Source organism: Microbacterium sp. CGR1, from assembly GCF_001266755.1.
Taxonomy (GTDB): Bacteria; Actinomycetota; Actinomycetes; order Actinomycetales; family Microbacteriaceae; genus Microbacterium.
In genome coordinates, this window is the sequence record NZ_CP012299.1 from 1,050,651 (window position 1) to 1,074,024 (window position 23,374).

At 67.9% G+C, this 23,374-nt stretch carries 24 protein-coding genes; 17 read left to right on the forward strand and 7 right to left on the reverse strand.

All coding sequences use genetic code 11. The annotated features are described in order from the left end of the window. Window positions 1-74: 74 nt before the first annotated feature. The 6 genes from aceE (at window position 75) to AKG07_RS05045 (ending at window position 7,708) form a co-directional block, all read left to right on the forward strand. The gene (gene aceE, locus AKG07_RS05020) at window positions 75-2,801 is read left to right on the forward strand and encodes a pyruvate dehydrogenase (acetyl-transferring), homodimeric type (protein ID WP_053096386.1); all 2,727 of its coding nucleotides are present in this window, start codon (window positions 75-77) and stop codon (window positions 2,799-2,801) included. Window positions 2,802-2,832: 31 nt separating this feature from the next. Beyond that, the gene (locus AKG07_RS05025) at window positions 2,833-4,038 is read left to right on the forward strand and encodes a PucR family transcriptional regulator (protein ID WP_053096387.1); all 1,206 of its coding nucleotides are present in this window, start codon (window positions 2,833-2,835) and stop codon (window positions 4,036-4,038) included. A 105-nt stretch (window positions 4,039-4,143) separates the two neighbouring features. Continuing rightward, window positions 4,144-5,064, forward strand: a complete 921-nt coding sequence (locus AKG07_RS05030; protein WP_053099146.1) for an ACP S-malonyltransferase — start codon at window positions 4,144-4,146, stop codon at window positions 5,062-5,064. Then, window positions 5,061-6,062, forward strand: coding sequence for a beta-ketoacyl-ACP synthase III (locus tag AKG07_RS05035; RefSeq protein WP_053096388.1), 1,002 nt, complete (start codon window positions 5,061-5,063; stop codon window positions 6,060-6,062). The genes AKG07_RS05030 and AKG07_RS05035 overlap by 4 nt, the downstream gene beginning before the upstream one ends. A 68-nt stretch (window positions 6,063-6,130) precedes the next feature. Then, on the forward strand, window positions 6,131-6,379 hold the full coding sequence (locus AKG07_RS05040) for an acyl carrier protein (RefSeq protein ID WP_017202249.1): 249 nt from the start codon (window positions 6,131-6,133) through the stop codon (window positions 6,377-6,379). 90 nt (window positions 6,380-6,469) lie between these two features. After that, on the forward strand, window positions 6,470-7,708 hold the full coding sequence (locus AKG07_RS05045) for a beta-ketoacyl-[acyl-carrier-protein] synthase family protein (RefSeq protein ID WP_053096389.1): 1,239 nt from the start codon (window positions 6,470-6,472) through the stop codon (window positions 7,706-7,708). Between the two features lie 65 nt (window positions 7,709-7,773). Here AKG07_RS05045 and yczE read toward each other — a convergent pair whose 3' ends face one another. Continuing rightward, a complete protein-coding gene (gene yczE / locus AKG07_RS05050) occupies window positions 7,774-8,430 on the reverse strand; it encodes a membrane protein YczE (RefSeq protein WP_053096390.1) in 657 nt (218 codons plus the stop codon). Between the two features lie 95 nt (window positions 8,431-8,525). On the opposite strand from yczE, the gene yczR reads away from it, so the two are divergent. After that, window positions 8,526-9,929, forward strand: a complete 1,404-nt coding sequence (gene yczR / locus AKG07_RS05055; RefSeq protein WP_053096391.1) for a MocR-like transcription factor YczR — start codon at window positions 8,526-8,528, stop codon at window positions 9,927-9,929. Between the two features lie 139 nt (window positions 9,930-10,068). Here the strand turns inward: yczR and AKG07_RS05060 are convergent, their stop codons facing one another. Together AKG07_RS05060 and AKG07_RS05065 are read right to left on the reverse strand one after the other, a co-directional pair. After that, a complete protein-coding gene (locus tag AKG07_RS05060) occupies window positions 10,069-10,572 on the reverse strand; it encodes a DUF3145 domain-containing protein (protein WP_053096393.1) in 504 nt (167 codons plus the stop codon). 188 nt (window positions 10,573-10,760) lie between these two features. Next, complete coding sequence (locus tag AKG07_RS05065) at window positions 10,761-11,534, reverse strand: hypothetical protein (RefSeq protein ID WP_053096395.1); 774 nt, start codon at window positions 11,532-11,534, stop codon at window positions 10,761-10,763. 176 nt (window positions 11,535-11,710) lie between these two features. Between AKG07_RS05065 and AKG07_RS05070 the strand changes: the two genes are divergently transcribed. The 3 genes from AKG07_RS05070 to AKG07_RS05080 are packed head-to-tail and all read left to right on the forward strand — an operon-like array spanning window position 11,711 to window position 15,298. Beyond that, window positions 11,711-13,714 carry a DUF262 domain-containing protein gene (locus AKG07_RS05070; protein ID WP_053096397.1) on the forward strand — a complete coding sequence of 668 codons (2,004 nt, stop codon included), beginning with the start codon at window positions 11,711-11,713 and terminating at the stop codon, window positions 13,712-13,714. A gap of 1 nt (window position 13,715) precedes the next feature. Then, entirely contained in the window at window positions 13,716-14,963 is a 1,248-nt protein-coding gene (locus tag AKG07_RS05075; protein WP_053096399.1) for an alpha/beta fold hydrolase, read from the forward strand. A gap of 53 nt (window positions 14,964-15,016) precedes the next feature. After that, complete coding sequence (locus AKG07_RS05080; RefSeq protein WP_053096401.1) at window positions 15,017-15,298, forward strand: hypothetical protein; 282 nt, start codon at window positions 15,017-15,019, stop codon at window positions 15,296-15,298. 96 nt (window positions 15,299-15,394) lie between these two features. Here AKG07_RS05080 and AKG07_RS05085 read toward each other — a convergent pair whose 3' ends face one another. The 3 genes from AKG07_RS05085 to glgA all read right to left on the reverse strand — a co-directional run bounded on the left by AKG07_RS05085 (window position 15,395) and on the right by glgA (window position 17,731). Then, window positions 15,395-15,652, reverse strand: coding sequence for a type B 50S ribosomal protein L31 (locus tag AKG07_RS05085; protein ID WP_042537536.1), 258 nt, complete (start codon window positions 15,650-15,652; stop codon window positions 15,395-15,397). 91 nt (window positions 15,653-15,743) lie between these two features. Next, entirely contained in the window at window positions 15,744-16,529 is a 786-nt protein-coding gene (locus AKG07_RS05090) for an ABC transporter ATP-binding protein (protein ID WP_053096402.1), read from the reverse strand. 17 nt (window positions 16,530-16,546) lie between these two features. Then, window positions 16,547-17,731, reverse strand: coding sequence for a glycogen synthase (gene glgA / locus AKG07_RS05095; RefSeq protein ID WP_053096404.1), 1,185 nt, complete (start codon window positions 17,729-17,731; stop codon window positions 16,547-16,549). A gap of 69 nt (window positions 17,732-17,800) precedes the next feature. Between glgA and glgC the strand changes: the two genes are divergently transcribed. The 3 genes from glgC to AKG07_RS05110 all read left to right on the forward strand — a co-directional run bounded on the left by glgC (window position 17,801) and on the right by AKG07_RS05110 (window position 20,470). Continuing rightward, window positions 17,801-19,042 (forward strand): glucose-1-phosphate adenylyltransferase, encoded by a 1,242-nt coding sequence (gene glgC / locus AKG07_RS05100; protein WP_053096406.1) that lies wholly within the window; start codon window positions 17,801-17,803, stop codon window positions 19,040-19,042. A gap of 61 nt (window positions 19,043-19,103) precedes the next feature. Continuing rightward, window positions 19,104-19,739: a phosphoserine phosphatase SerB gene (gene serB / locus AKG07_RS05105; protein WP_053096408.1), complete on the forward strand. Its 636-nt coding sequence runs from the start codon at window positions 19,104-19,106 to the stop codon at window positions 19,737-19,739. Between the two features lie 32 nt (window positions 19,740-19,771). Next, window positions 19,772-20,470 (forward strand): alpha/beta fold hydrolase, encoded by a 699-nt coding sequence (locus AKG07_RS05110; RefSeq protein ID WP_053096410.1) that lies wholly within the window; start codon window positions 19,772-19,774, stop codon window positions 20,468-20,470. 21 nt (window positions 20,471-20,491) lie between these two features. On the opposite strand, the gene AKG07_RS05115 is transcribed toward AKG07_RS05110, so the two are convergent. Continuing rightward, window positions 20,492-21,199 carry a beta-ketoacyl-ACP reductase gene (locus AKG07_RS05115; protein ID WP_053096412.1) on the reverse strand — a complete coding sequence of 236 codons (708 nt, stop codon included), beginning with the start codon at window positions 21,197-21,199 and terminating at the stop codon, window positions 20,492-20,494. A gap of 134 nt (window positions 21,200-21,333) precedes the next feature. On the opposite strand from AKG07_RS05115, the gene AKG07_RS05120 reads away from it, so the two are divergent. Genes AKG07_RS05120 through AKG07_RS05135 form a run of 4 tightly spaced genes read left to right on the forward strand, consistent with a single transcriptional unit; the run spans window position 21,334 to window position 23,368 of the window. After that, on the forward strand, window positions 21,334-21,960 hold the full coding sequence (locus tag AKG07_RS05120) for a DUF4190 domain-containing protein (protein ID WP_082297829.1): 627 nt from the start codon (window positions 21,334-21,336) through the stop codon (window positions 21,958-21,960). Between the two features lie 51 nt (window positions 21,961-22,011). Continuing rightward, on the forward strand, window positions 22,012-22,368 hold the full coding sequence (locus AKG07_RS05125; protein WP_053096417.1) for a DUF3099 domain-containing protein: 357 nt from the start codon (window positions 22,012-22,014) through the stop codon (window positions 22,366-22,368). After that, window positions 22,365-22,559, forward strand: a complete 195-nt coding sequence (locus tag AKG07_RS05130) for a hypothetical protein (protein ID WP_053096420.1) — start codon at window positions 22,365-22,367, stop codon at window positions 22,557-22,559. Before AKG07_RS05125 ends, AKG07_RS05130 begins: the two co-directional genes overlap by 4 nt. A gap of 8 nt (window positions 22,560-22,567) precedes the next feature. After that, window positions 22,568-23,368, forward strand: a complete 801-nt coding sequence (locus AKG07_RS05135) for an SURF1 family cytochrome oxidase biogenesis protein (protein WP_053096422.1) — start codon at window positions 22,568-22,570, stop codon at window positions 23,366-23,368. The last annotated feature ends 6 nt before the right edge of the window (window positions 23,369-23,374 follow it).

Sequence of the window (23,374 nt, forward strand, 5' to 3'; positions counted from 1 at the left end):
GCACAGCCGACAAGGCTGCCCGCGTCGCTTCCCGTTTCATTGGCATGACCTGCCAGCTTGACGAAAGGCTCCCCGTGACTGTGCACGACCAGGATCCGTATTCCCAGGGCCCCCTCGACAGCGATCCGGAAGAGACGGGCGAGTGGCAGCAGTCTCTCGACGAGCTCGTCGACGCGAAGGGCCACGGTCGTGGCCGCGAGATCATGCTCAGCCTGCTCAAGCGCTCGAAGGAGCTGCACCTGGGCGTGCCGATGGTCCCGACCACCGACTACATCAACACGATCGCGCCGGAGAACGAGCCCGAGTTCCCGGGTGACGAAGAGATCGAACGCCGCTACCGTGCGTGGATCCGCTGGAACGCCGCGATCACCGTGCACCGCGCGCAGCGCCCCGGCATCGGCGTCGGCGGCCACATCTCGACGTACGCATCGTCGGCCGCTCTGTACGAGGTCGGCTTCAACCACTTCTTCAAGGGCGCAGACCACCCCGGTGGCGCCGACCAGATCTTCATCCAGGGCCATGCCTCCCCCGGCACCTACGCGCGCTCGTACCTCGAGGGCCGCCTGAGCGAAGACCAGCTCGACGGCTTCCGCCAGGAGAAGTCGCACGCGCCGCACGGCATCCCGTCGTACCCGCACCCGCGTCTGATGCCGGAGTACTGGCAGTTCCCCACCGTCTCCATGGGACTCGGTCCGATCAACGCCATCTACCAGGCGATGTCGAACAAGTACCTCGAGAACCGCGGCATCAAGGACACCTCGCAGTCCCACGTCTGGGCCTTCCTCGGCGACGGTGAGATGGACGAGGTCGAGAGCCGCGGACAGCTGCAGGTCGCAGCCAACGAGGGGCTCGACAACCTGACGTTCATCGTCAACTGCAACCTCCAGCGTCTCGACGGTCCGGTGCGCGGCAACGGGAAGATCGTCCAGGAGCTCGAGTCGTTCTTCCGCGGCGCGGGCTGGAACGTCATCAAGGTCGTCTGGGGTCGCGAATGGGACGACCTGCTCGCCCGCGACACCGAGGGTGCGCTGCTCAACCTGATGAACGTCACCCCCGACGGCGACTACCAGACCTACAAGGCCGAGTCCGGTGCGTACGTCCGCGAGCACTTCTTCGGCCGCGACGAGCGTGCAGCGGCCCTCGTCAAGGACTACTCCGACGACGACATCTGGAACCTGAAGCGCGGTGGCCACGACTACCGCAAGGTCTACGCCGCGTTCAAGGCCGCGACCGAGCACAAGGGCAAGCCCACCGTCATCCTCGCGAAGACCGTCAAGGGCTACGGCCTCGGTCCGCACTTCGAGGGCCGCAACGCGACCCACCAGATGAAGAAGATGACGCTGGACAACCTGAAGACGTTCCGCGACGCGATGCACATCCCGATCACGGATGCGCAGCTCGAGGAGAACCCCTACCTGCCCCCGTACTACAACCCGGGCCCGCAGGACGAGACGATCCAGTACATGCTCGAGCGCCGCCAGGCTCTCGGCGGCTACCTGCCCGAGCGCCGTTCCACTCACGTGGGACTCTCGCTCCCCGACGACACGGCCTATGCGCTTCCGAAGAAGGGCTCCGGCACGCAGGAGATCGCCACGACCATGGCGTTCGTCCGTCTGCTGAAGGACCTGCTGCGCTCGAAGGACTTCGGGCACCGCATCGTCCCGATCATCCCGGACGAGGCCCGCACGTTCGGCATGGACGCGTACTTCCCCTCGGCGAAGATCTACAACCCGAACGGCCAGCACTACACCTCGGTCGACCGCGAGCTCCTCCTCGCCTACAAGGAGAGCCCTCAGGGACAGATCGTGCACGTCGGCATCAACGAGGCGGGCGCCCTCGCAGCGTTCACCGCGGCCGGCACGTCGTACGCCACGCACGGCGAGCCGCTGATCCCGATCTACCTCTTCTACTCGATGTTCGGCTTCCAGCGCACCGGTGACGCCCAGTGGGCCGCCGGTGATCAGATGGCGCGCGGCTTCATCATGGGGGCGACGGCCGGCCGCACCACCCTCACGGGTGAAGGCCTGCAGCACGCCGACGGCCACTCGCACCTGCTCGCCGCCACCAACCCGGCGACGGTCTCGTACGACCCGGCCTACGGCTATGAGATCGCGCACATCATGCGCTCCGGTCTCGAGCGCATGTACGGCGGCAACCACGAAGACCCGAACGTCATGTACTACATCACGCTCTACAACGAGCCGATGGTGATGCCGGCCGAGCCGGAGAACGTGGACGTCGACGGCATCGTGCGCGGCATCCACCGCATCTCCGTCGGCGAGGGCGAGGGCCCGCGTGCCCAGCTCTTCGCCTCGGGCGTCGGACTCCCCTGGGCTCTCGAAGCACAGGAGCTGCTGAAGAACGACTGGGGCGTGATCGCCGATGTCTGGTCGGTCACCTCGTGGACCGAGCTGCGCCGCGACGGCCTCGCCGCCGACGAGCACAACTTCCTGCACCCCGAAGAAGAGCCCCGCACCGCGTACCTCACGCAGAAGCTGCAGGGTGCCGAGGGTCCCGTCGTCGCCGTGAGCGACTACATGCACGCCGTGCAGGACCAGATCCGTCCCTGGGTCCCGCAGCGGTTCGCGACGCTCGGTGCCGACGGCTTCGGCTTCTCCGACACGCGTGCGGCCGCTCGTCGCTTCTTCAAGATCGACGGTCCGTCGATCGTCGTCCGCACGCTGCAGTCGCTCGCCGAAGACGGGGTCGTCGACCGCTCTCTCGCCGCGCAGGCCATCCAGAAGTACAGCCTGCTCGACGTGAACGCCGGCACCAGCGGCAACGCGGGCGGCGAAAGCTGAGTCATTGGTGACGGGTTCCTCTTCGCGCGGCATGGACAAGTCCGCCACGCTCACCTGGCTGCGCCGGATCTCCGGTGACATCGCCTCGGTGACGATCAAGCGCCTCGAGGACACCCTCCCGTGGTACGCCGACATGCCACCAGCCCGCCGCTCTGCGGTCGGGCTGGTGGCCCAGGCGGGCATCACCTCGTTCATCCAGTGGTACGAGGACCCGACGTCGACGCCGTGGATTGCCGCCGACATCTTCGCGGCGGCACCGCGCGAGCTGCTCCGCAGCGTCAGCCTGCAGCAGACCCTCCAGTTGATCCGCGTCACCGTCGAGGTGACGGAAGAGAGGGTCGCCGGTCGGGGTGCAGATCTCCGCGAGGCGATCCTCCTCTACTCTCGCGACGTGGCCTTCGCCGCGGCCGACGTCTACGCCCGCGCTGCTGAGGCCCGCGGCCTCTGGGATGCCAGGCTCGAGGCGCTCGTCGTCGACTCGATCCTGACCGGCGAAGCCGACGAAGAGCTGCCGAGTCGCATCGCCGCGCTGGGCTGGCACGGACACGGCGAGGTCGCGGTGCTGGTGGGCACGACTCCCCCGCAGTTCGATGTCGATCTGGTGCGTCGCACGGCGCGCAAGCTCGCGGTCGATGTGCTGATCGGCGTGCAGGGCTCGCGCCTCGTTCTCGTCATCGGGCGCGCACGCGTCGCCGGCCAGGAGCTCGCGGAGGGCGAAGAGGAGGAACTCGGCTTCGAAGAGATCGCGACGCGCCTCGAGCCCTCCTTCGGTCCGGGTTACGTCGTGCTCGGCCCCGCGGTCGCCGCGCTCGTCGACGCGAGCCAGAGCGCACGAGCCGCCCTCGCCGGGTTCGCCGTGGCGCGGGCTTGGCGGAGCGCTCCGCGGCCCGTCGACGCCGACGACCTGCTTCCCGAGCGCGCCCTCGCCGGTGATCCGCTCGCCAAGCAGACGCTGATCGAGCGCATCTACCGACCGCTGCAGGCCCATTCGACCGACCTCGTGACGACGCTGTGGAGCTACCTCGACAACGGTCGCTCCCTCGAGGCGACCGCCCGCGAGCTGTTCGTGCACCCGAACACCGTGCGCTATCGCCTGAAGCGAGTCAGCGAGGTCATCGGCTGGGACGCCACGGGCCCACGTGAGGCTCTGATCCTGCAGACGGCGCTCATCCTCGGTTCGATCGGCGCCGCCGAGCAGGTGCGACGTCGCCCTCCGCTGCGGCGTCCCGCACGCTGATCGCCGCGCCAGACACCCTTCAGCTGTACGCCACACACAAGGGTTCTTCGGAATCTTGTGATGGATCATCCACCACTTCTGTCAGATCGTTGGCAGACTGGGGTGGTGATTGTCGTCGTATGCCCTGGACAGGGCTCGCAGACCCCCGGTTTCCTCTCCCCCTGGCTCGAGCTGGACGGCGTGACGGAGACTCTCGCCTCGTACTCCGAGGCCTCCGAGGTCGACCTCCGGCAGCACGGAACGGTGTCGGATGCTGACACGATCCGCGACACGCGCATCGCCCAGCCTCTGATCGTCGCCGCGTCCCTCATCGCCGCCGCCGCACTCACCGCTCGCGCGGGACGCCGAGCAGACGGCGTCGCCGGACACTCCGTCGGCGAGATCGCCGCACTCGTCGGCAGCGGAGTGATCGATGCCGAGACCGGCATGCGCCTCGTCGGCATCCGCGGCCGCGCGATGGCCGATGCCGCCGCCCAGACTCCGACCGGCATGAGCGCCGTGCTCGGCGGAGACGAGGAGGCCATCCTCACCCGTCTGAGCGAGCTCGGCCTCTCCCCCGCCAACTACAACGGCGGCGGCCAGCTCGTCGTGGCCGGTGAGCTCGCCGGGCTCGACGCTCTCGCCACCGAGCCCGTCAAGGGCACCCGCGTCATCCCTCTGCAGGTGGCGGGCGCGTTCCACACCTCGTTCATGGGGTCGGCCGTCGCCGCGCTGCGTGACGCCGTGTCGACCGTGACTCCCGCAGATCCCGGCATCACGCTGTGGACCAACCGCGACGGCTCGGTCGTCAGTGACGGTTCGCAGGCCTTGACCTATCTCGTCGACCAGGTCTCCTCGCCGGTGCGCTGGGACCTGTGCATGGCCTCGTTCGCCGACCAGGGCATCACCGGGCTGATCGAGCTCGCCCCGGCGGGCGCACTGACCGGTCTCGCCAAGCGCGGCCTGCGCGGCGTGCCGACCGTCGCCGTGAAGACCCCCGATGATCTCGATGCGGCCGTCGCGCTGCTGAACGGAGAAGCCGCATGAGCCCCACCCTGAACCAGATCACCGGTCCCGCCTACACCCGCATCTATTCCTTCGGTGCTGCCCGGGGCGAGAACGCCGTGCCGAACGAGGACCTCATCGGACCGATCGACTCGAGCGACGAGTGGATCCGCCAGCGCACCGGCATCGTCACGCGTGTCCGCGCGGACAAGGACACGGACGCGATCGATCTCGCCGCGATCGCCGGCGCTGAGGCCATCGAGAAGTCGGGCATCCCCGCTGACCAGGTCGACCTCGTGATCGTCGCCACCATCAGCAACCCCAAGCAGTCGCCGTCGGTGTCCGCGATCGTCGCCGACCGCGTCGGTGCGAACCCCGCCGCGGCCTACGACGTGAACGCCGCCTGCGCCGGCTATGCCTATGCGATCACCCAGGCGGATGCGCTGATCAGGTCCGGCGCCGCCCGCTACGCGCTCGTGATCGGAACCGAGAAGCTGTCCGACGTCGTCGATCCGACCGACCGCAGCATCTCGTTCCTGCTGGGCGACGGTGCCGGAGCCGCGCTCATCGGCCCGAGCGACACGCCGGGCATCGCGCCCGCAGTGTGGGGATCGGACGGGTCGAAGGCCGACGCTGTCGGCATGAATGCGACGCTCACCGAGTTCCGCGACGGCGAGGTGCCGTGGCCCACCCTTCGTCAGGAGGGCCAGACGGTCTTCCGCTGGGCGGTCTGGGAGATGGCGAAGGTCGCGCGCGAGGCGCTCGACCGGGCCGGCGTCGAGCCGACGGACATCGCCGCGTTCATTCCGCACCAGGCGAACATGCGCATCATCGACGAGTTCGCGAAGCAGCTCAAGCTTCCGGAGAGCACCGTGATCGCCCGCGACATCGAGACCACCGGCAACACGTCGGCGGCCTCCATCCCGCTCGCGAGTCACCGTCTGATGGCCGAGCACCCCGAGCTCTCGGGCGGCCTCGCACTGCAGATCGGCTTCGGCGCGGGTCTCGTGTTCGCCGCTCAGGTCGTCGTCCTTCCCTGACAACGCGCCGACTTTCCCTAGACTGTTCCACGGTTCCGAATACAACCCGTAAGAAAGAGGAAGACCACATGGCTTTCACCAACGATGAGGTCCTCGCTGGCCTCGCAGAGCTGATCACCGACGAGACCGGCATCAACGCCTCCGAGGTCGCCCTCGAGAAGTCGTTCACCGACGACCTCGACATCGACTCGATCTCGATGATGACGATCGTCGTCAACGCCGAGGAGAAGTTCGGCGTCACCATCCCCGACGACGAGGTCAAGAACCTCAAGACCGTCGGCGACGCCGTCAACTTCATCGTCGCAGGCCAGGAGTAATCCACGCAGGATGCCACCCCCGCGTCTGCGGGGCGTGGCATCCTCCGCCTTGCCCGCCCTCTGCTCGACCCGCCTGACAAGGAACCACACATGACCAAGCGCATCGTCGTCACCGGCATCGGCGCCACGTCCGCCATCGGCGGGACAGCTCCCGAGAACTGGACGAACCTGCTCGCAGGCCAGTCCGGCACCCGCACTCTCGAGCACGACTGGGTGCAGCAGTACGAACTCCCCGTGACCTTCGCCGCTGAGGCGATCGTCCGCCCCGAAGAGGTCCTTCCCCGCCACGAGGCGAAGCGTCTCGACCCGTCGTCGCAGTTCGCGCTCATCGCAGCGCGCGAGGCCTGGGCGGATGCCGGCTCGCCCGAGGTCGCACCCGAGCGCCTCGGTGTCGACTTCGCCACCGGCATCGGCGGCCTCTGGACCCTCCTCGACGCATGGGACACCCTGCGCGAGAAGGGACCGCGCCGGGTGATGCCCCTGACCGTTCCGATGCTGATGCCGAACGCCGCTGCCGGCAACCTGTCGCTGCAGTTCCAGGCTCGCGCCTACGCGCAGACCGTCGTGAGTGCCTGCGCATCGAGCACCGAGTCGATCATCCACGCCTTCCACCACCTGCAGGACGGTCTCGCCGACGTCGTGATCGCGGGTGGCACCGAATCCGCCATCCACCCGATCACGATGGCGTCCTTCGCCTCGGCTCAGGCCCTGTCGCGGCGCAATGACGACCCGGCGACCGCCTCGCGCCCCGGCGCGATCGACCGTGACGGCTTCGTGATGGGAGAGGGCGCTGCGGCGCTGATCCTCGAGACCGAGGAGCACGCCCGGGCGCGCGGCGCCAAGATCTACGGCTACGTGCTCGGCGGTGGCGTCACGGCAGACGCCTATCACATCACGGGCAATGACCCCGAGGGCAACGGTGCCGCCCGCGCCGTCACCCAGGCTCTCGACGAGGCCGGCATCAGCGCCGACCAGGTGGCCCACATCAACGCCCACGCGACGTCGACCCCGGTCGGCGACCCCAACGAGTACGTCGCACTCAAGAAGGTCTTCGGCGACCGGATCGATGAGATCCCCGTGTCGGCCACGAAGGCGTCGACGGGGCACCTGCTCGGCGGCACCGGAGCCCTCGAGGCGATCTTCTCGCTGCTCGCCCTGCGGGACCGCGTCGCTCCGCCGACCATCAACATGACCGAGCCCGACCCGGCTGTGCCGTTCAAGCTCTCAGGTGAACCGCAGCCCCTCGGCGACGGTCAGCTCTACGCGATCAGCAACTCGTTCGGCTTCGGCGGGCACAACGCCGTCGCCGTGTTCGCAAGCGCCGACTGACTGAGGTGGAAGAGAGAACGGCCCCCGGGTGATCCCGGGGGCCGTTGTCGTCGACAGCGGTGGGACTACGCGCGGACGAGCTGTCGTGAGCGAGCCGCCCGCACCCGCGTCATCCAGGGCAGGAACCACCCGATCAGCGGCCCCACTCCGAACGCGAAGAGCACGGTTCCCACGCCCACAGGCCCGCCGAGCAGGAACCCGATCAGCAGCACGCTGCCCTCGATCAGAGTGCGGACGAGCCAGACCGGCCAGCCCGTTCGCCCGACGAGACCCGTCATGAGGCCGTCGCGCGGGCCGGGACCGAAGTCCGCGGCGATGTAGAGCCCGGTGGCGAACGCGAGGAGCAGCAGCCCCACCACGAACATTGGAGCACCCACCCACACCGACGGGGGCACGGGGAGGAGGAAGAGTGCGAGATCTGCACTCGGTCCGACGAGCAGTGCATTGAGCAGCGTGCCGAGACCGACGCGCTGCCGCAGGGGGATCCACAGGAGCAGCACCAGCACGGAGACGAGCACCGTCACCACCCCGTAGCCGATGCCTGCGTTTCCGGCGATGCCGAGAGCGAGGACATCCCAGGGCGCGACGCCGATGCCTCCGCGCACCATCAGACCGAGTGCCACACCGTAGAGGAACAGCCCGACGAGCAACTGGACGATGCGCTCGACGACGTCACGACGACTGGTGGCTGCGATGGGGAGGAAGACGGAACGGAGCTGCATCCCTCCATCGTGCACCCGCCGCGGATGCGCGCCAGACGTCCACTCGACGAGAAGTGGCCTGCTTTCCTCAGGCCACTTTACGGCATGCTGGACAGATGACCTCACGACTCGTCCAGCAGCTCGGCGCACAGAACGTCGCCGGCGGTACAGCGAAGGCCCTGGCCGAACAGATCCGTGCGCTGATCCTCGACGGTCGACTGACGGTGGGCGAGCGTCTGCCGTCCGAGCGAGCGCTCGCCCTCGAGCTGCGACGGTCCCGCTCCACCACGACCCGCGTGTACGGGCTCCTCGAGGTCGACGGCTACGTCTCGCGTCGGCACGGAGGCAGCACCCGTGTCACACTTCCGCACACCGCAGCACGTGTCGGTCCTGTGGCTGACGCCTCGGCGATCGATCTGTCGATCGCCTCGATGGATTCTACGCCGGGGCTGTACGACGCGACGGTACGATCGCTCCCCCGCCTGGCCGCGCTGCGCGGCACGAGCGGATACTCGCTGCAGGGCCTCCCCGAGCTGCGTGACGCAGTCGCCGAGCGCTTCACGCAGCGGGGGCTCCCGACGGATGCCGACGAGATCATGATCACGTCCGGCGCTCTCCACGCGTTCAACCTGGTGCTCGCGACGATCGGCCGACGCGGAGAGCGTGCACTCGTCGAGCAGCCGACCTTCCCGCACGCTCTCGAGGCGCTCCACCGCCATGGCTACCGACTGGTGCCGACTCCGGTGGATGTCACCGGGTGGGATGAGCGCCACATCGCCGACACGCTTCTTCGCAGTCGCCCCCACCTGGCGTATCTGATCCCCGACTTCCACAATCCCACCGGCGCGACGCTGCCCGACACGGCCCGGTCACGCATAGCGGCGACGGCGCAGAGCGTCGGGACCCATCTCGTCGTCGACGAGACGACCGCGGAGCTCGACATCGATCGCGGCTGGTCTCCACGTCCTCTGGCGGCGTTCGGCCCGCGCGTGATCACCGTCGGCTCGATGTCGAAGATCGCCTGGGGCGGCATGCGCATCGGCTGGATCCGTGCCGACCGCGCGATGATCACCCGCCTGCTCGCCGTCCGCCCCTCGTTCGAGCTCGGCACGGCGCTGCTCGAGCAGTGCATCGCCGTCGAGCTACTGCGCGAGATGCCCGCTCTCACCTCGCACGTCGCGTCACGCCTGCACGCGGGTCGGGATGCCGTGGCGGTGGGACTCGAATCGATCGAGAGCCTCTCGATGCCTCAGACGAACGGCGGACTGTCCGCCTGGCTCGATCTCGGCGCTCCCGTCTCGACGGAGTTGTCGCTGGCCGCACGTGATCACGGGCTGATCCTCCCGCCCGGACCTCGCTTCTCCACGGGTGGCGTGCTCGAGCGGCGCCTGCGCATCCCGATCACGCTGCCCCCGGAGCGCACCGCCGAGGCGATGCAGCGACTGCGGCTCGCGTGGGACGACGTGATGTCCGGCGGAACCACCGCCCGCACCGACATGGCCCGGTCAGCCGTCATCTGACGGACGAAGACCCCGTCCCTGTTGTCCAGGGGCGGGGTCCTCGTCATGTATGGAAAGGGAATTCGCCTTCTCAGCGTCCGGGATCGCTCACCGACATCCGATACTCGCGCCTTCCCCTTCCAGGTCTGTGGGCGGCTGCCTAGCCGACCTTGTGCAGCCACACGACCCGCGCGTCATCGCTCGCGTGGCGGAACGGCTCCAGCTCCTCGTCCCAGGCCGAGCCGAGTGCGATGTCGAGTTCACGCTGCAGCTCGGTCGCGCTCCCGGCCGCGATCTCCATCGCGTAACGGATGCGGTCCTCACCGATGACGATGTTTCCGGCCGCGTCCGTCTGGGCGTAGTGGATCCCGAGGTCGGGAGTGTGCAGCCAGCGCCCTCCGTCACTGCGAGGAGTCGGATCCTCGGTCACCTCGAAGCGGAGATGCTCCCAGCCGCGGATCGCGGTCGCGAGAGCAGCGCCCGTGCCGACCGGACCATCCCAGTAGAACTCGGCGCGGCGTGCGCCGTCGAGCACGGGCTGGTCGCTCCAGTCGAAGTTCACCGCACGACCGATGGCGCGTCCGACCGCCCATTCCAGGTGCGGGCAGAGCGCGCGAGGTGCAGAGTGGATGAACACCACTCCGCGTGCGTAAGCCGTCGCCATGATCTCTCCGTTTCATCAGGTGCGTCTTCCCCAACGACCTGAAACACCGAGAACTGGCGTGAATATGCGGTTATGGGGCTATTCTCGCCCAGACCAGGCGAAATCACAAGCATGTGATTCCACGAAGAAGGCCCCGGTCACGAGGACCGGGGCCTTCGGACCGTCGCCGGTCCTGATTCGGATGAGGCTCAGGCCTCGCTCATGGCCTGCTTGACCTGCTGCCCCTTGGCGGCGTAGTACGCGGCACGGGCGGCGTCACGGCGAGCCTGCTCGGCGTACCCGGCCTCGAGGACCTCCTGCGGGACCTCGACGTTCGGCACGTCCTGGGTGCCGTGGTACTTCTCGATGTAGGCGTCGAGCTCAGGGCCGGACGTCCACGACGTGATGAGGCAGTAGCGGGGCTCGGTGCCCACGTGCGTCGCGGCGTGCCACAGACGCTGCGTGTCGACGATGAGCTGTGCACCGGCGGGCAGGGCGATGCGGTACTCGATGCTCGGGTCCGTGCGGTTCTCGCGCAGGACGAAGAAGCTGTCCTTGTCGTCGCTGAGGTTGAAGAATCCGCGCACGACCCATCCGGTGCCGTCGGGGTTCAGACGGTTGTTGTCGTCCTGGTGGAGGTTGTACAGGCACTCGCCGTACGGGGTCGGCTGCAGCTCGATGACGCGGCAGCGACCGACGTTCGCGCCGGGCTCCTGTGCACGACGCGTGAGGTTCGGAGCCTTCGCCGTCTGCGAGTCGATCCAGACGCCGTCCTTGTCGGTGCGCGGCGGCTTGTGGTTCCAGAAGCCGTTGCACTCGATCTCGCCCTTGGCGCTGGCGAGCGGCGCGAAGCGGGTGTCGCCCGACGACTTCCAGTCGTTGTACTCGATGTCGAGCCACTCCTTGGGGTCGAGCTCCTGGTCGTAGCTGTCGAGCACGACGAAGCCCTTGTCTTCGAGCGCCTTCGATTTGATGTATCCCATGATCTAGGTCATGTCCCTTCATCGGGGGCCAGCACGTTTTAACAGGCCCTGATAAGGCAAGCCTAACAGGGCACCTCTGGAGCGCCGCCGAGGGCCGCCGTGAATAAGCGAATAGACTGAATCGGGCGCCTGGCGACTCCTCGGCGCCGGGCGTTACGGGAGGACGAGACACCAGCATGAGCACTGCGACCAACGTCGAGGCGACAGCTGTCAACACGATCGAGTGGCTCGCAGAGGACTCCACGACCATCGTCGTGCCGGTGTACCAGCGCCAGTATCGGTGGGACATCGGCGGGTGCGAGCAGCTTCTCTCGGACGTCCGTGCGGTCGCCCGCGAGGACTCATCCCACCGCCACTTCATCGGGTCGATCCTGTCGGCGGCCGACGACAGCGATGCCGACACCGACCTCGTCCTGATCGACGGGCAGCAGCGCATCACCACGCTGATGCTGCTGGTCGCGGCCCTTCGGCATGCGGTCCAGGACTCCGACCCCCGGCTCGCCGCCGATCTCGACCGCGTGCTCGTGCGCCCCGACGACCCCACCCGCACGAAGCTGCGCCCGCACGACGCGTGGGCCGAGCTCTACGAATCCGTGGTGCTCGAACGCGACGGCCACGCCGACCGCGAGTCGCGGTTCGATGACAACTACGCGTTCTTCCGCAGCCAGGTGCACGCCGATGAAGCCCCGCTCATCTGGGCCGGTCTGCAGAAGCTCGAGCACGTGTCGATCACGCTCGGTGCCGACGCGAACGCCCAGCAGATCTTCGCGAGCCTGAACTCGACGGGCGAGCCGCTGCGCGACCACGAGCTCATCCACAACTACATGCTCATGGGCCTGACCCACACGGAGCAGCTCGAGGTCGAGGAGCGGTTCTGGCTTCCGATCGAACGGCACACCGGAGAGGCGATCGGAGCCTTCTGGCGGCACTATCTGGTGATGACGACGGGACGGGAGGTCGCCGCCAACGGCGAGCACGGCGTCTACAGCGCGTTCCGGCAGTCGTTCCCTCGCGTCGACCTGGACCATCTGCAGGCGGATGCCGAGGTCTGGCGCCACTACGCCGAGATCTACGGCATCCTGCTCGATCCTTCGCGCGAGCAGGACCCGGAGATCGCCCGGCAATTGCGCTACGTCAACACCTTCGGCCGGGCGTCCTACCCTCTCGTCCTCAGCGTCTACAGCGAGCACGCCCGAGGTCTGATCGAGCGGGATGAGCTCGTCGAGACTCTCGAGTGGATCCAGGCGATGTACCTGCGGCGGACGCTCGTCAATCTTCCGAACGAGCGCCTGGTCGCCCGTCTCTGCCGCGCACGTGCGCATGGGCGCGACGCCCTGGCTCGCGCCTTCGCCCGCATCACCCCGTCTGACGAACGGGTGAGTGCGGTGGTGAAGTACAGCGAGCTCGCGCACCCGGCATACGTGCTGGGCCGCATCGAGGGGGTCGATGACCCGATCGACTTCGATGTCGAGCACATCGTGCCCACGGTGCCCAGCGACAGCTGGTCCGGCGACGGCGTGCGCCAGTGGATCGAGTACTCGGACGACGAACGCAACGCGCATCGCGCTCTCGCACCCACGCTCGGCAACCTCACGCTTCTCGAGCAGCGACTGGCGGAGCGGGTCTTCGGAGAGTCCTATTCCGTCAAGCGCGACTCCGCGTACGCCCGCAGCACGATCGCCGAGACGAAGGCGCTCGCGGCCACCGACACCTGGGGCACCGCGGCCATCTCGCAGCGCACGATCCGCCTGACCGCAGACCTGCTGCGGATCTGGGCCCGCCCCGCACTGCCGGAGATCGATGACGACGGCCTCACTCCCATCCTCGATGCCGTCCGCCGCCGTGGATGGCCCGCCGGGTGGGAACGCGAGTTCGAGTACGTCGAATACCGCGGAGAGCGCTGGGAGGTCTTCGACGTCAAGCACCTCTTCAACCGCGTCTTCCGCCGCTCCTGGACCGACACCCGCGCGGCCGCCGTGTCGTACTGCGCCGCTCACGGCGGTCCGATCTACGACACCATGGCCTGGAAGGGTCAGTGGGACCAGCTGGACGAGACGCACCACCTCTACATGGGGTGGGATTCGAACTACATGATGAACGCAGTGCAGGGCGTGCTCCACGAGGCCGACATCGCCTCGGAGGTCTTCGTCAAGTACTCCTACATCGGGAATGTGATGTGACATGACCACCACCATCCACCGCCTCTTCGACCTCACGATCGAGGAGCACACGCTGACCGTGCCGCTCGTCTGGGGCGACGCCGCAGACACCCGCACGATCGACATCTTCGCCCGCGTCGTCACCCGCGAGGGAGGCGAGCGACTCCCCTTCCTCGTCTACCTGCAGGGCGGCCCCGGTCACGAAGCGCCGCGACCCTTCCACGCCTCATCCTCCGCCGCCTGGCTCGACGAGGCCCTCGCGCACTACCGCGTCGTGATGCTCGACCAGCGCGGCACCGGCCTGTCCACGCCCGTGGGCGACGGCGACCTCGCACGAGGCTCCGAGGCAGTGGCCGAGTACCTGACCCATCTCCGCGCGGACTCGATCGTCCGGGACTGCGAGGCGATGCGCGAGCACCTCAGCGCTGAGACGTGGAGCGTGCTCGGCCAGTCGTTCGGCGGGTTCACGACCTTGGCCTATCTCTCCACCGATGCGGACTCGCTGGCGGACGTCTTCATCACGGGCGGCCTGAGCGCCGTCGATCGTCATCCTGACGAGGTGTACGCGCTCTGCTATGACAAGATGCGCGCGGCCTCCGAGCAGTACTACCGGCGATTCCCGCAGCATCGCGACGTCATGCGGGGTCTGGTCGACCGGGCAGCGGCCGGCGACATCGTGCTCCCCGACGGCGAGGTGGTCTCGCCGTCTCGACTGCGCTCTGTGGGTTCGGCGCTCGGCACGAACGAGGGCTGGCAGACCCTGTGGTCGCTCCTGGAGCGAGATGCCGCATCGAACGCGTTCCGCCACGACCTCATGCACGCGCTGCCCTACAGCGGGCGCAACCCGCTCTACTTCGTCTTCCACGAGTCGAGCTACGCCAGCGGACACGCGACCCGCTGGTCCGCCGAGCGGGCGGAGCCCCAGGACTTCCGGGACGACGTCACGCTGTTCACCGGAGAGCACATCCGCCGCGACTGGACCGAGACCGTGCCGGCCTTCCGGCCGTGGCGCGATGTGACGCTCGCGCTCGCCGAGTTCGAGTGGCCGCGCATCTACGACGAGGTCGCCATCGCCACCTCGGGTGCGACGGGCGCGGCCGCCGTGTACGTGAACGACGTCTACGTGCCGCTGGAGTACTCCCTCGAGACCGCGCGCCTGCTGCCGGGCGTGAAGCTCTGGGTGACGAGCGAACACGAGCACAACGGCCTGCGGTCGGGTCCCGTGCTGACGCATCTCATCGATCTCGCCCAGGGCCGACGCATCCGCTGAGGATCCTCCTGCAGACGGATGCCGATCGGAGTCGTCCCGCCTAGCCTGGAGTCATGGCCGACATTCTCGGGACCCTGCTGACGATCGCGATCCTCCTCGTCGCCGCGACCGCGGCCGTGGTGGTGATCGTGGCGGTCTACTCCCGTACTCCGCTCGAGAAGAAGTACGAGAGCGCGGGCGGCGGCCTGGGCGGATCGTTCGACGCGGTGTGGATGCCATCGGCGCACGAAGCCGGTGCCGAGCGAGACCGTCAGACTCAGCGCACCGCCCCCGCACCGGCCCCTGGCGACCCGCTGGGCCGCATCGACGGAGAGCGCATCGTCATCGACGTCTGACGACTCGCGCGCGATCCGACCGCAGAAGACGAACCCACTGCAGACGACGAAGGCCCCGTGTTCCGAGGAACACGGGGCCTTCGATCGCGGGGGTCGTTACTTGGACGATCCGCCGAAACCCTTGAAGCGCTGGTTGAACTTCTCGACGCGACCGGCCGAGTCCATGATGCGCTGCTTGCCCGTGTAGAACGGGTGCGATGCCGAGGAGATCTCGACGTCGATCACCGGGTACTCGACACCGTCGAGCTCGATGGTCTTGTCGCTCGAGACAGTCGAACGGGTGAGGAACGTCTCGCCCGAGCCGAGGTCGCGGAACACGACAGCCTTGTACACGGGGTGAATGTCAGTCTTCATGGGATTCCTTAGTTGCTGCCCTGGATTGTGCCAGGGACGAGGGAAGTCTGCGGTGCAGAGAGCACCAAGGATCGATTCTATCAGATGCGCATCAGGATGCCGCGCGGGCCGCATAGCGACCCTCTTCGCTGCTGAGGACGATCGGCATGCCGAACGTCTCGGTCAGAGCCTCGGCCGTCAGAGTCTCGGCGACGGGCCCGGCGGCGACGATGCGCCCCTCGCGCATCAGCAGCACATGAGTGAATCCGACCGGGATCTCCTCGACGTGGTGCGTGACCATCAGCATCGCCGGCGTCGTCGGCGACGACGCATAGCCGCTCAGGAGTGCAAGGAGCTCCTCGCGAGAGCCGAGGTCGAGAGACGCGGTCGGCTCGTCGAGCAGCAGCAGCTCGGGGTCGGTCATCACGGCGCGGGCGATCTGCACGCGCTTCTGCTCGCCGTCGCTCAGCGTGCCGAAGGTCCGGTCGGCGAGGTGGTCGAGTCGCCAGTCGCCGAGGACGCGCAGCGCACGACGCTCGTCGATGTCCTCATAGCTCTCGTTCCATCGCCCGAGCACGGAGTATGCCGCTGTGAGCACCGTGTTGAGAACCGTCTCTTCGCGCGGCACGCGCTTCGCCATCGCGGAGGAGGCGAAGCCGATGCGCGGGCGCAGCTCGAACACATCCGTGCGTCCGAGGGTCTCTCCCAGCACCGTGACGGTTCCCGAGGTCGGGTGCATCAGCGTGTCAGCCAGCTGGAGCAGCGTCGTCTTGCCTGCACCGTTGGGTCCGAGGATCACCCACCGCTGATCATCGTCGACCTGCCAGGTCACGTGATCGATGATGTTGCGCCCCTCTCGGCGCACGACGACGTCGGTGAATTCCAGAGCGCTCGACATGCCTCCAGCCTATCGGCTCAGGCGGTCAGCTCCGCGTACAGCGCGCGCGTGGTGTCGGCGATCGCGCCCCAGCTGAACTCGTCGCGAGCCCGCTCCCGGCCGGCCGCACCATAGGCACGGGCTCGCTCGGGATCGGACGTCACCTCGGTGAGCACGTCAGCGAGGTCGGCGACGTAGCGCTCCGGATCGACCGGCGTCCCCGTGCCGTCCTGGAGCTGCTCGATCGGCACCAGGCGGCCGGTGACCCCGTCGTCGACGACCTCGGGGATGCCGCCGGTCGCCGTGCCGACGACGGCAGCGCCACAGGCCATGGCCTCGAGGTTCACGATTCCCAGCGGCTCGTAGACGGACGGGCACACGAATGTCGTCGCCGCGGTGAGGATGGCCGACAGCTCGTCGCGCGGCAGCATCCGATCGATCCAGACGACGCCCTCGCGGGTCTGCTGGAGAAGCCGCACGCCCTCCTGCACCTCCGCCATGATCTCGGGGGTGTCCGGCGCGCCGGCGCAGAGGATGAGCTGGACCTCCGGGGGCAGCAGACGAGCGGCCTGAAGGAGGTACGGCAGGCCCTTCTGCCGGGTGATCCGGCCGACGAACACGACGGACGGCCTGGTCGGATCCATACCGACCGACTCGAGGAACGCCGGGTTCTGCACCGGCCGCCAGCGATCCACGTCGATGCCGTTGTGGATCACGCGCACCCGGGTCGGGTCGACCGACGGGTAGCTCCGCAGGATGTCCTCGCGCATGCCGGCGCTGACAGCGATCACCGCCGCCGCGTTCTCGTACGCGAGCTTCTCGATTCCGCTCGACACCGCGTATCCCCCGCCGAGCTGCTCGGCCTTCCACGGGCGGAGCGGTTCCAGGCTGTGCGCGGTGAGGACGTGCGGGATGCCGTGAAGCTGCGAGGCGATGTGCCCGGCGAAGTTCGCGTACCAGGTGTGACTGTGCACGAGATCGGCGTCCGAGATCGCCGCGACGATCTCGAGGTCCGTCCCGAGCGTCTGCAGCGCGGGGTTCGCAGAGGCCAGTCCTGAAGGTGTCCGATAGGCGAAAGTTCCCGCCTCGTCACGAGGAGCTCCGAAGGCCCTGACCTGTACATCGATATTCTGCCGCAGGGCCGTGACGAGCTCGGCGACGTGCACACCGGCACCTCCGTAGATCTCCGGCGGGTATTCCTTCGTGATCATCTCGACGCGCATGTCTAGACGGTAGTGACTCAGTTGTCCAGATGCTAGTTAGCCGAGCCGAATCGCATCTATGGTTGGTGCATGTCCGCACCAAAGAAGATCTTCGGCATCATCCTCGCCGGCGGCGAGGGAAAGCGTCTCATGCCCCTCACGGCCGATCGGGCCAAACCTGCAGTGCCTTTCGGCGGACAGTACCGATTGATCGATTTCGCGATCTCGAACCTCATCAACTCGGGTCTGCGCCAGATCGTCGTACTCACGCAGTACAAGTCGCACAGCCTCGATCGCCACATCTCGCAGACGTGGCGCATGTCAGCTCTCCTCGACTCGTACGTGACCTCGGTGCCCGCGCAGCAGCGTCTCGGAAAGCGCTGGTTCTCGGGCTCGGCCGATGCGATCCTGCAGAGCCTGAACCTCATCAATGACGAGAAGCCCGACATCGTCGTCGTGATCGGCGCCGACCACGTCTACCGCATGGACTTCCGACAGATGCTCGACGCCCACATCGAGTCCGGCGCGAAGGCCACCGTCGCGGGCATCCGCCAACCGCTCGCCATGGCGTCCCAGTTCGGGGTCATCGACGCCGACACCGAGTCCGGCCGCATCAAGCAGTTCCTCGAGAAGCCGACCGACATCGCCGGCCTCGAGGACTCGCCCCACGAAGTGCTCGCCTCGATGGGCAACTACATCTTCGACGCGGATGCGCTGATCGCCGCGGTCGAGGCAGACGGCGAATCGCCGACCTCCGGGCACGACATGGGCGGCGACATCGTGCCGTATTTCGTCGATCGAGGCGAGGCCGGCTACTACGACATGAAGCGGAACGACGTCCCCGGCTCATCGCCGCGCGACCGCTCGTACTGGCGCGACGTGGGTACGATCGACTCCTTCTTCGACGCGCACATGGACCTGATCTCCACGCTTCCGATCTTCAACCTCTACAACATGGAGTGGCCGATCCACTCGCAGGCCGTGAACTCGCCGCCCGCGAAGTTCGTGCGCGACTCCGTCGGGCGCATCGGCAATGCGATCGACTCGATCGTGTCGCTCGGATCCGTGCTCTCGGGCACTCATCTGGAGCGCAGCGTCGTGGGTCCGTGGACACTCGCCGGAGGAGGATCCACCATCACCGACTCCGTCGTCTTCGACGGGGTGCGGGTGGGAGCGGGATCCAGAGTCCATCGAGCCATCCTCGACAAGAACGTGGTCCTCGCGGACGGTGCGACCGTCGGCGTCGACCGCGAGCGAGATCTGGCTCGCGGGTTCACCGTGACCGAGTCGGGCATCACCGTGGTGGGCAAGGGCCTGTTCATCGAGAGGTGACGGTGTCGCCGCGATACGCGGCTGCACAGCGGGCCGTTCTGCTGTCGATAGGCTCGAAGGCGTGACTGCCGCGCGTTTCCTCGTCGTCCTCGATGCCGATTCCACCCTCATCCGCAACGAGGTGATCGAACTGATCGCCGATGAGGTCGGGCGGGGCCCTGAGGTGCAGGCGGCCACCGAAGCCGCGATGCGCGGCGAGATCGACTTCGCCACCAGCCTGCGCTCCCGCGTCGCTGCGCTCGAAGGCGTACCGGTGTCGGGGTTCGCGCGCGTGCTGGCGCGCATAGAGCCGACCCCTGGGGTGCGCGAGCTCACTGCGGCCGTCCATGAGCGCGGCGGTGTCGTGGGAGTCGTGTCCGGAGGGTTCCACGAGATCCTCGACGACGTCGCCCCCGGGCTCGGCGTCGACCGGTGGCGCGCCAACCGCCTCGAGATCGTGGACGGCGCCCTGGCCGGCCGCGTCGATGGCGAGATCGTGGATGCCGCCGTGAAAGCCGCCTCACTGCAGCACTGGGCCGACGAGCTCGGGGTCCCCCGTCACGCCACCATCGCGATCGGGGACGGAGCCAACGATCTGCAGATGATGGCCGTCGCCGGTCTCGGACTGGCGTTCAATGCGAAGCCTGCCGTACGCGCGGCGGCGAGTCTCGTGATCGGTCCGCAGGACCTCTCCGAGGTCATCGCGCTGCTGCCCTAGCGGATGTCCGAGGCCCCGTCTAGCGTCGGGGCATGGACATCATCCTCATCCCCGGTCTCTGGCTCGACGCGTCCAGTTGGAGCGAGGTGACCGCCGACCTCGAACGCGCGGGGCACTCGGTGCATCCCCTGACGATGCCCGGCGTCGGTCTCCCCGCCGCCGCTTCCTCCGACATCGGAATCGCCGAGTGGGTCGATGCCGCCGTGGCCGCGGTCGACGACATCGGGGCACCCGTGGCCGTCGTCGGTCACAGCGGCGGCGGCAACGTCGCCTGGGGCGTCGCCGACGCACGGCCCGACCTCGTCTCGCGTGTCGTCTTCGTCGACACGGTGCCGCCGCCCTCCGGATTCGGCATCAGCGAATTCGAGGTCGTCGACGGCGTCGTCCCCTTCCCGGGGTGGGACTACTTCCCCGACGAAGACGTCGACGACCTCGACGACTCGACCCGCGCCCGCACCGGTCCGCTGGCTCGGAGCGTTCCCGCGCGGGTGCCCACCGATCCGATCGAGCTGCGCTCGGAGCAGCGCCACGGGGTACCCGTGACACTGCTGATGGGCGCGATGGATCAGGAGACTCTCGAGTCGGAGCTCGAGCAGTGGGGCCCGTACGCGGATGAATTCCGAGCGATCGGCGACGCCGAGGTCATCCGCATCGGCTCAGGACACTGGCCGCAGTTCTCGGTTCCGGGCCGCTTGGCCGAGCTCATCGACGCGGCGGTCTCCCGTCGGTGACGACAGGGCGTCGGCCTCGGCTCAGTGCCCCATCCCGAGGCCGCCGTCGACGGGGATGACCGCGCCCGAGATGTAGCCGGCGTCGTCGCCCGCGAGCCAGGTGACCACACCCGCGACCTCGTCAGGAGTGGCGAAGCGTCCGGCGGGAATGTTCGCCTTGTACTGCTTCTGAGTCTCCTCGGGCAGCTCTGCGGTCATGTCGGTCTCGATGAAGCCCGGCGCGACGACGTTCGCGGTGATGCCGCGTCCGCCGAGTTCGCGGGTCAGCGATCGCGCGAAGCCCACCAGTGCGCTCTTCGATGCGGAGTAGTTCACCTGCCCCGCCGAGCCGTACAGGCCCACGACGCTCGAGATGAGGATGACGCGTCCGAAACGAGCCCGCAGCATGCCCTTGGACGCGCGCTTGACGACACGGAACGTTCCGCCGAGGTTGGTGGCGACGACGCTGTCGAAATCGTCCTCGCTCATGCGAAGGAGGAGAGTGTCCTTGGTGATCCCCGCGTTGGCGACCACGATCTCCACCGGCCCGAGCTGCTGCTCGACCTCGGTGAATGCCGCGTCGAGAGCCGCGGCGTCCGTGACGTCCGCGCGGACCGTCAACGTGCCGTCGGGGCCTTCCCCGCTCCGCGCCGTCACTGCGACGCGGTATCCGTCACGGACGAATCGCTCTGCGATGGCGCGGCCGATGCCGCGGTTGCCGCCGGTGACGAGGACGACGCGAGAACTCATTTCCACTCCTGATCTGGCCGCTGGGGTCGGGGCCTGGTCGTCCTCGATCCTACCGAGGATGCCGCCGTCCGACCGGCGTCGTTTGACAGACGGACGCCGCGACTGGAACGCTGAACCCGACGAAAGGCGCCACCGTGAGCGACAACAGCATCCCCACCCCTTCGGGCGGACCGCAGCCGACTCCCCCGCCGCCCGCAGCGCCGGCACCACCCGCACAGCCTTACCAGGCAGCCTCTCCGGCGGCGCAGCCGCCGTCGTACCCGACTGCCCCTCCGGCGTCGCCCACCCAGGCGTACCCGGGCGCCGCGCCTTCCTTCGCGCCGAGCCCGCCTGTCCACGGCGGCGGATCGATGCACCCCTACGGCTCAGCGTCTGCAGCGTCGCCCTACCCGACGTCCGCTCCCGGCCAACCCGCCACCGGATACCCGAACTACGCGGCACCGAACTACGCAGCACCGAACTATCCCGCACCTCGCCCGGCGAGCGGACTCGCGGTCACGTCGCTGATCTGCGGAATCGCCGGAGTCGTGCTCTTCTGGGCTGTGGTGCCTCTGCTCGCCTCGATCGTCGCCGTGATCACCGGCCACATGGCGCTCCGACAGACGAAGGCGAACCCCTCGATCGGCGGACGCGGCATGGCCTTCGCCGGCCTCATCATGGGGTACATCATGGTCGCGGTGCTCGTCATCGGCATCATCATGATGGTCATCGGGTTCCTGTTCTTCGGCGCCTTCACTCTGCCCTTCCTCTTCTCGACCTGAGCAGCAGACGGGCGCGCCGTGGTGCCCGCACCGGCGTAGGCTGGACTCATCGTGAAGAGCAAGCCACTGGTCCCTGCTGTCACCTCGCTTCCGCAGTCGCCGAAAGACGAGGCGGACCACCGCGTGCGCCGATACGCGCTCACCATGACGATCCGCATCCTCTGCTTCGCGCTCATGATGTTCGTGCAGCCCTACGGCTGGTACACATGGGTCTTCGCGCTCGCGGCCGCGCTCCTTCCCTACATCGCGGTGGTGTTCGCGAACGCAGGAAGCGACAGCACCGAGACGACGGCGGAATCTCCCGTGCAGCAGCTGGAGGCACCTGCCCCGGCCCCGACGCTTCCGGTCGAACAGGATCCGCCGCCTCACGTCATCACCATCCACGAAAGCCGCCAGGATCGCGAGTGAGTGGACTGGAGTGCTCGCGTGCCGGATGCCGGAGCGCGGCGACCACGCAGGTGGTGTGGCGCAATCCGCGTATCCATGCCGCCGACCGTGAGAAGATCTGGCTCGCGTGCGACGAGCATGTCTCGTTCCTCCACGACTACCTGGCTGCCAGAGACTTCCCCGTGACAGTGAGAGATGGTATGCCCTCGTGAGTGCCCGGATGGGTCGATGGACCGTGTACGTGCTGATCGCGATCGGCTTCGCGGTCGGGTGCGCCTTCCTGTCGAATTGGCAGTTCGAGCGCAACGAGACGCGATCCGAGCAGATCGCTCTCGTCGAGAAGAACTATGACGCGGATCCCGTCCCGCTGTCCGACCTCATCGGCGCCGACGGAGCGCTCGAGCCCGGCGACGTCTGGCACCCTGTCGTCCTGAACGGCGAGTACATCGCCGATGACCAGCTCCTCGTGCGCAATCGGCCCCACGGCGGCACGAGTGCGTTCGAGGTTCTGGTGCCGTTCCGCGATGTCGACGGACGTGTGTTCATCGTCGACCGCGGATGGGTGCCGCCCGGCGACGGTGATTCCCCGGATGCCGTTCCTGCGCCTCCGAGCGGAGAGGTCGAGGTCATCGTGCGTCTGCGTCCCGGAGAGCAGCTGCCGGCCTCGGGACGCGGCGCTCCCGAGGGCCAGGTGCCGACGATCAACCTCCCCTCGATCGCCGAGCTGGTCGACGGAGACGTGATCACGAGCGCGTACGGGCAGATCGTGAGCGAGGAACCGGCGGGCGAAGGCACCCTGGGCCGCTTCGACTCCCCCACCGACGACCCCGGCCCGCATCTGTCGTATGCGATCCAGTGGATCCTGTTCGCGCTGATGGGCTTCGTGTTCATCGGCTACATCATCCGCACCGAGATCGTGAAGCACCGCGAAGAGGTGGAGGGGATGCCGGCACCCGTCAAGAAGTCCCGGCGCCGTGACAGCGATGCCGACGTCGAGGACGAGCTCCTCGACGCTCGCTGAGGCGCG